Source organism: Clostridium oryzae (genome assembly GCF_002029235.1).
GTDB classification, from domain to species: domain Bacteria; phylum Bacillota; class Clostridia; order Clostridiales; family Clostridiaceae; genus Clostridium_AE; species Clostridium_AE oryzae.
This window is the reverse complement of sequence record NZ_MZGV01000028.1, coordinates 54,239-60,316: the sequence shown is the minus strand read 5'-3', so window position 1 is coordinate 60,316 and position 6,078 is coordinate 54,239. Positions and strand designations below refer to the sequence as shown.

At 35.6% G+C, this 6,078-nt stretch carries 5 protein-coding genes; all 5 read left to right on the top strand.

Going from position 1 to position 6,078, the window contains the following annotated elements:
• Positions 1–384: 384 nt before the first annotated feature.
• The 5 genes from CLORY_RS13270 to CLORY_RS13250 all read left to right on the top strand — a co-directional run bounded on the left by CLORY_RS13270 (position 385) and on the right by CLORY_RS13250 (position 6,076).
• Entirely contained in the window at positions 385–2,094 is a 1,710-nt protein-coding gene (locus CLORY_RS13270) for an ABC transporter substrate-binding protein (protein ID WP_079425225.1), read from the top strand.
• Between the two features lie 117 nt (positions 2,095–2,211).
• The gene (locus tag CLORY_RS13265) at positions 2,212–3,180 is read left to right on the top strand and encodes an ABC transporter permease (protein ID WP_079425223.1); all 969 of its coding nucleotides are present in this window, start codon (positions 2,212–2,214) and stop codon (positions 3,178–3,180) included.
• A 17-nt stretch (positions 3,181–3,197) separates the two neighbouring features.
• The gene (opp4C, locus tag CLORY_RS13260) at positions 3,198–4,112 is read left to right on the top strand and encodes an oligopeptide ABC transporter permease (RefSeq protein ID WP_079425233.1); all 915 of its coding nucleotides are present in this window, start codon (positions 3,198–3,200) and stop codon (positions 4,110–4,112) included.
• Between the two features lie 11 nt (positions 4,113–4,123).
• On the top strand, positions 4,124–5,101 hold the full coding sequence (locus CLORY_RS13255) for an ABC transporter ATP-binding protein (RefSeq protein WP_079425221.1): 978 nt from the start codon (positions 4,124–4,126) through the stop codon (positions 5,099–5,101).
• Positions 5,102–6,076: an ABC transporter ATP-binding protein gene (locus tag CLORY_RS13250; RefSeq protein ID WP_079425219.1), complete on the top strand. Its 975-nt coding sequence runs from the start codon at positions 5,102–5,104 to the stop codon at positions 6,074–6,076.
• The last annotated feature ends 2 nt before the right edge of the window (positions 6,077–6,078 follow it).

The window sequence follows — 6,078 nt, the reverse complement described above, 5'->3', positions numbered from 1 at the left end:
TGCCCTAATTGTGATGCAGATTTTTATTATTCAGGAGAAAAGAAAGTAGAAGAAGGTTCGTATTTAGTTGATGAGAACGAACCTTTTCCATTCTAAAACTCATAGTCCCCGGTAGGGGATTTTTTTATTTTATATGGAATACAATAGCGGAATTATCAAAAAAACGCAATATGAAAACGTATTTAAAATTTACAATTACAATTTAAGTATCTGTATATTGTAAATTTATTAATATGTAGCAAAAAAAGTGCATAAAAGTTTGATATTATGTTTTACGAAATATAATATATATATAAAATAAAGTTTCAAAATACAAAAAAACAAACATATCTATTAATATTACTTGCATAAATATAATATTGGTTTGAATTTGGGAGGAATAAAATGAAAAAAAAGTTTGTTGTTATACCTATAATTCTTACGATGACTTTTTCCACTATTTTTACTTCATGTGCGAAGAAAACTGTTATTAATGCTCCGATAAAGCAAGCTAAGGCGGAGAATGTGGTAAAGATAGTAAAAGGTAAAGAACCAAGCAAAAATCCTGCTTCAGCAAAAAACAGAAAGGATACCATAGTAATAGGAAGCAATCTGATTGGTGGAAATTTTATATGCTATTATGCTCAAACACTGGCGGACACTTACGTTAGCTATGCAGCATCAGATGGTTTAGTCGATTGGGATGATGCTGGGAATCCTATACCAGGAATAGCTAAAAAATGGGATATATCAAAAGATGGACTAACCTATACATTTCATTTAAGGGATGATGTGAAATTTAGCGATGGAACACCACTTACGGCAGATGATGTAAAGTTTACACTGCAATTTTTATGTGATTCCACCTATTCTGGGGGTACAGATCCTTCAGCTATGGGGATTAAAGGGTGGAAGGAGTACAATAAAGGAACGGCTAAGGATGTTGAAGGCCTTAAAGTAATTGACAAGCATACCATATCTGTTACGCTAGAGAAACGTAATTCCTCAATTTTATATTTAATAGGCACTTCTATCATTTCTAAAGAGTATTTTGGAAAAGATTATAAGCAGGGAAATACCAAAGGAATTGAAGCAAGAGTTCGAAAGCCTATAGGGTGCGGACCGTATAGAGTTGTGAAATATATACCTGGACAGGAAGTTGACTTAACGGCTAACAAATATTATTGGAAGGGTGAACCTAAAACTAAAAATATCATATTTAAAGTGACAACAACAAGTAATAATATGCAGAATCTAGAGTCAGGTGAGACAGATATAGATACGTTTGATGCGACACCAGAGAATATAAGTCAGTTAAAGGCATTAGGATTTGTAGATTATACGATATATCCATCGTCAAGTATTTCTTATATAGGGGTAAATTGTAAAAACCCAATGTTTAGTGACAAGAGAGTTAGACAAGCTATAGAGTATGGGTTAAACAGAGAACAGATGGTAAAAACCCTTTTTAAAGGTAATGCATTTGTATATAATGAACCCCAATCAAAGGCACATCCTTCATATGTAAATGACGTTAATCAGTACAAATATAATCCGAGCAAGGCAAATAAGCTGCTAGACGAAGCAGGATGGAAAAAAGGTTCCGATGGGATTAGAGAGAAGGAGGGTGTTAAGTTTAAAATTCATATACTTTGTTCTTCTACTAGCACAACAAGTCAAAGTAATATACCTATTGTAAAGGCATGTTTAAGGAAACTAGGAATAGAGCTTGAGCCGCAAATAATGGATTTGAATACTTTACTTGGGAAGATGAGACAGAGGAAGTTTGAAGCTTACTTTATGGGTACTGCTATCGGTTCGGATGTTCTATCATCAGATTTGAGTGCAAATTTTCAGTCTGATGCTCCTAATAACTATAACGGATATTCAAATGCTGAAGTTGATAAGCTTATCAATGAAGCTTACAGTGAGAATGATATAAAGAAGCGAACTGTTATTGAGCAGAAGATTTACAGAAAGATAAATGAAGATTTGCCGTTTTTATTCACTTATCAGGCAGAAACTTTATGGGCATGCAACTCTAGAATAAGCGGAATAAAATTTTTACCGTATAAGTATTATCCATATTTTTTGTATCAAGCTGAAATTAAATAATTCATTCATACTCATAGATAAATCGTTAAAGGTCATTTAGACCTTTAACGCTGAGGAACTTTTCAGCCCACAGACTTTACTCGCTACTGTAAGCCATAATAGAAAAGGAGTTTTAAGATGTTTAGATATATAGCGAAAAGGTTGCTTCAAATGATTCCTATACTTATAGGAACTTCACTTATCATATTTTTTATATTTTCACTGGCGCCCGGTGATATAGTTGACAGCATGAGTGCAAATAGCCATTTTACAGCAGAAAGAGAAAAGCAGTTAAGACATTTGTATCATCTGGATAGATCTAAGCCAGCTCAATATGTATATTGGCTTGAAAATGCTGTCAAAGGTGATTTAGGATATTCACTTGAATATAAGGAACCTGTGAGCAAAGTGATAAAAAGCTATATATGGAATTCGTTTGCTCTTGCTATTGCAGCTTGTATAGCATCTATTATTATTGCAATACCTCTTGGAGTAATTTCTGCTACACGCCAATATTCTGTTTTTGATTCGGTTTTCACAGTGCTAGCGCTAATAGGAATATCACTGCCTGCATTCTTTGCTGGTCTAATTTTAATTAAGTTTTTTGCAATAGATCTTAAAATATTTCCGGTGTCTGGAATGACAACAGCAGGGAGTAATGCGACAGGTCTTGCAAAGTTTGGCGATATACTTCATCACATGTTTCTACCTTTTTTTGTCTTAACAATTGAAAGAGTAGCAAGTCTTATGCGTTATATGCGTACAAGCATGCTGGAGGTGATAAGACAGGATTATATAAGGACAGCTAGAGCAAAAGGACTCAAAGAGAAAGTTGTTATATATAAACATGCTCTTAGAAATAGTCTCATTCCCGTTATAACTATACTTGGAATGTGGCTTCCAGGTTTGTTTTGCGGTGCTATCATTACAGAACAGATTTTTTCATGGCCGGGGATTGGCAGAGTAACGCTGCAGGCAGTTAATGACAGAGACTATCCGTTGCTGATGGGTTTTAATATGCTAATTGCAGTACTTACCCTTCTAGGAAATCTAATAGCAGATGTGGCTTATGCAGCAGTTGATCCTAGAATTAGATTGGAAGATTGAGGTGCGGGAAAATGGAGATGAAGGCAGAAAATAATAAATCACAGGTAAAGAGCAGCAACACTATTATTAGCCCATCAAGAATGGTATGGAACAGATTGAAAAAAAATAAATTGGCTTTTATAGGTTTGTCTATATTAGTTGCTATTATCTTTCTTTCAATATTTGTACCGATAATATCATCATATACTTCTGAAACAATGGATTATAACAGTATCAATATTGGACCATCTTTCGCTCATCTGTTAGGTACGGACGAATTGGGCAGAGATGTTTTAACAAGGCTTATGTGTGCTGGAAGAATTTCCATTGCAGTAGGTATTTCAGCCGTCGTCGTAGAAATTGTTGTCGGAAGTGCATTAGGTGCCATTTCAGGTTTTTATGGTGGGATAATAGACAGCATAATTATGAGAATAGCTGATATTTTTATGTGTGTCCCATTTTTTCCTATACTTATTGTTCTAGGAGCAATTTTCAGTGACTTGAAAATCTCGTCAATATACAGAGTCCCTTTTCTGATGTTTGTAATAGGAATCCTTTCCTGGTCAGGACTCTGTCGTATAGTAAGAGGTCAAATACTTACATTAAGGGAACAGGAGTTTATGCTGGCAGCTGACTGCTTGGGACTTAAAGATAGAAGGAAGATATTCAAACATCTTCTTCCAAATACAATACCATCAATTATAGTTGCTGCTACATTAAACATAGGGGGAGCTATTCTAACTGAGTCTTCGTTAAGCTTTCTAGGACTAGGAGTTGTTCCTCCTACACCTTCTTGGGGAAACATGATTCAATCAGTAACGGATCTTTACAAACTTGAACATTATCCATGGCTTTGGATGCCAGCAGGTATTTGTATATTTTTAACTGTAATGTCTATAAACATTTTTGGCGACGGACTAAGGGATGCGTTAGATCCTAAATTAAAGAAGTAGGAGGTATCACCATGGAGGAGAAGTTACTGGAAGTAAGAAATCTTAGAACATATTTTTACACTGAAGAGGGTGTAGTAAAAGCTGTAGATGATGTAAGCTTTAAAATAGGAGAAAAAGAAACGCTAGCCGTTGTTGGAGAATCTGGATGCGGAAAAAGTATTACGGCAATGTCTATAATGCGTTTAATACCTAATCCGCCAGGAAAAATTGAAGGTGGAGAGATTGTTTTTAAAGGCAGGGATTTATTGAAGCTAGATAAAAACGAAATCAGAAATGTGCGTGGAAATCAGATTTCTGTTATATTTCAGGAACCTATGACATCATTAAATCCAGTTTTCACTATAGGAAATCAAATAGAAGAATCTTTAATATTGCATAAAGGTATCGGTAAAAGTGAAGCAAGAAAGGTTGCAATAGAAATGCTTGAACTTGTGAAGATACCTAGGGCGGGTAATATAGTCAATTGCTATCCGCATGAACTCAGCGGTGGGATGAGACAGAGGGTTATGATAGCCATGGCGATATGCTGCAATCCAAAGCTTATCATAGCAGATGAGCCTACAACAGCACTTGATGTCACTATACAGGCGCAAATTTTAGATATTCTAAGAGATTTAAAGGAAAAAGTAAATACATCCATTATGCTTATAACTCATGATTTAGGTGTAGTAGCTGAAATGGCTGATTACGTTGTTGTTATGTATGCTGGCAAAATAGTAGAAGAATCACCGGTGATTGAACTTTATAAAAATCCTAAGCATCCGTATACAGTAGGATTATTAAAATCAAAACCTAGGATAAATCATCATCAGGATATGCTATATTCTATTCCTGGTCAAGTACCTAACCCGCTGGATATGCCAAGGGGCTGCTATTTTAATCCTAGATGCAGTATGGCAAAAGATATATGTAGAACGATAGCACCTGAATTAAAAAAGGTCGAAGAGGGACATAGCGTTTCCTGCTGGCTCTATGAGGGGGGAGAATAAATGACAGAAGTAGTCATAAAGGTGGAACACTTGAAGAAATACTTTCCTATCAAAAGTGGGTTCTTCCGGAAAGTTACTGGTTTTGTGAAAAGCGTTGATGATGTGTCTTTTGACATTAAAGAAAATGAGATTATGGGACTTGTAGGTGAATCCGGCTGCGGTAAAACCACTACTGGAAGAACTATTCTAAGGCTGATGGACAAAACGGCTGGAAGTGTTTTATATAAGGGTAAAGACATTTTTGGATATAATAAAAACAATATGAGAAAGATTAGACCTGAAATGCAGATGATATTTCAGGATCCATATAGTTCATTGAATCCAAGAATGACAGTTGGGGATATTGTAGGAGAAGCTCTTTTAGATCACAAGCTGTGTACAAAGAGAGAACTGAATGAAAGGGTTATGGCCATGATAACTGCTTGTGGACTGGCACCCTATCATATAGAAAGATTTCCGCACGAGTTTTCAGGGGGACAAAGACAGAGGATAGGTATTGCACGTGCACTTATATTAAATCCTAGATTTATCGTAGCTGATGAGCCAGTTTCAGCTCTTGATGTTTCAATACAGGCACAAATTATAAATCTGCTTGTGGAATTGCAGCATAAAAAAGGTTTTTCTTGCCTCTTTATTTCTCATGATTTAAGCGTAGTTCAGCATATATGCCAAAGAATCGGTGTTATGTATCTTGGAAGTATCGTTGAACTTGCAGAAAGTGAAGAATTATTCAAAAATCCGCTTCATCCATACACAAAAGCTCTTCTATCGGCAGTTCCTATACCAGACCCGACACTTAAAAGAAAGAGAATAATTCTTAAAGGAGACATTCCAAGTCCGGCTAATCCACCTTCAGGATGTAAATTTCATACAAGGTGTAATTGCGCAACTGAGAGGTGTTTACATGAGGTTCCAATTTATAGAAACACTGGTAATAACCATTTTGTAGCTTGTCATTTATATGTAGGGGTATAAGT